This window comes from Novosphingobium sp. B-7, from assembly GCF_000410615.1.
Taxonomy (GTDB): domain Bacteria; phylum Pseudomonadota; class Alphaproteobacteria; order Sphingomonadales; family Sphingomonadaceae; genus Novosphingobium; species Novosphingobium capsulatum.
This window is the reverse complement of record NZ_KE148376.1, coordinates 1-351: the sequence shown is the minus strand read 5'-3', so window position 1 is coordinate 351 and position 351 is coordinate 1. Positions and strand designations below refer to the sequence as shown.

1 protein-coding gene is annotated in these 351 nt (G+C 72.9%); it reads right to left on the bottom strand.

The window, feature by feature from the left end; all coding sequences use genetic code 11:
• Nucleotides 1-351, bottom strand: a 351-nt coding sequence (locus tag H926_RS27980) for a D-alanyl-D-alanine carboxypeptidase (protein ID WP_043609850.1), incomplete at both ends; no start/stop codon positions are given.

Below are 351 nucleotides of genomic sequence, written 5' to 3'. Positions count from 1 at the left end.
GATGGGTGTGCGCGGCCACGGCATCGGCCAGGGTGGCCAGGCAATCGACCGCGCAATCAGGAGCAGAAGACAGGCGCGCATCGCCATGCCCGCGCAGGACCACATCGGGCCGGTCGGCGCGGCCCTCCAGCGAGACGCTGGCACCGCCGGTGGTATCGGGCTGATCGGTGGCGGGCAGCAGCGCCAGGGCCGCCGCGGTGGTGAACAGCTTGGTGGTAGAGGCTGGCACCATGCGCGCGTCGGCATTGCGCGCGGCGACCACCGCCCCGGTTTCATCGATCGCGATCAGGCCGATGCGCGCCCCTGCGGGCAGCCCGGCGAGGATCGGCTCCAGGTCATCGCCGGCCTGGC